1 protein-coding gene is annotated in these 1,100 nt (G+C 64.0%); it reads right to left on the bottom strand.

Features of this window, described 5'->3' with window-relative positions; genetic code table 11:
* Positions 1 to 14 precede the first annotated feature (14 nt).
* Positions 15 to 878 (bottom strand): IS5 family transposase, encoded by an 864-nt coding sequence (locus AB0C22_RS31245; protein ID WP_219465140.1) that lies wholly within the window; start codon positions 876 to 878, stop codon positions 15 to 17.
* Positions 879 to 1,100: the final 222 nt, after the last annotated feature.

The following is a 1,100-nucleotide window of genomic DNA, read 5'->3' as shown; positions in this document are numbered from 1 at the left end:
AGAGGACGTCTGATTCACGTATTTTGTGTGTTTTGTGGTTGTGGGGTTTCTCGCCAGGTTGGGGTGGTTTCGGTGGTGAGGCGTTTGGCGAGGTTGTCGATCATGGCGAGGGTGATCATGCTGGCGGAGTTGTCGGGTCGGGTTTCGTAGTCGCGGACGAGTCGGCGGTGGTGCATGAGCCAGCCGATGGTGCGTTCGACGACCCATCGGCGTTTGACGACGCTGAAGCCCTTGATCTGTGGGTCTTTGGTGACGATCTCGACGTCGACTCCGAGGTGGGCGCCGTGTTCGATGACGCGGTTTTTGAAGCCGGCGTCGACCCAGGTTTTGGTGAGGGTGGGGTAGGTGGTGGTGGCCTGGTCGAGTAGGTCCATGCCGATGGTGTTGTCGCTGGCGCTGGCGGCGCAGACGGTGACGGCGAGGAGGAGGCCGAGGGTGTCGGTGATGATGCCGCGTTTGCGGCCGACGATCTTCTTGCCGGCGTCGGTGCCCTGTGTGGACAGTGGCACGTTGGTGGAGGTCTTGACGCTCTGGCTGTCCATGATGGACGCGGTGGGGGCGATGGTGCGGCCGTGGTGGTCGCGGACGAGGCCGGTGAGTTGGTAGTTGAGTGCGGTGAAGATGCCTTCCTTGCTCCAAGCGGCGAAGTAGCCGTAGACCGTCGGGTGGGGTGGGAAGTCGTGGGGCAGGTAGCGCCAGGCGATGCCGGTGCGGTTGACGTAGAGGATCGCGTTGAAGATCTCGCGTAGGTCGTGGGTGGGGGTCCGGCCGCTGACGCCGGCATCGGTGCGGGCCTGTCGCCATGCGGTCAGCCGGGGTGCGATGAGGGCCCACCGGGCGTCGGACAGGTCGGACGGGTAGGGGCGTCGTGCGGTCATGCAGTAGGCGTACGGTGTCGGGGCGACGGCTGGGCGGACGTCATGTCCGTCGATGTATAGCCGAATGTGAACCAGACGCCATTCCGGGGTGAAATGCTGCGTTTCTGGTCAGGGTTGAGCCGGGCGGGATGAGGCTATTCTACCCGGAGTGGGACATGTTGCCCGGCCAAGGCCGGGGCGCTAATCGGTCACACTGGCGTGAAGGTGAAGGAAACGTCCAGT

It is taken from the genome of Micromonospora sp. NPDC048894 (assembly GCF_040649765.1).
In the GTDB taxonomy this organism is placed as follows: domain Bacteria; phylum Actinomycetota; class Actinomycetes; order Mycobacteriales; family Micromonosporaceae; genus Micromonospora; species Micromonospora antibiotica.
This window is presented reverse-complemented; position numbering and strand designations above follow the sequence as displayed.

What these genes read in the sequence shown, in the direction of transcription:
- AB0C22_RS31245 (WP_219465140.1), bottom strand. Translation starts at nt 878, where the DNA reads ATGACCGCACGACGCCCCTACCCGTCCGACCTGTCCGACGCCCGGTGG.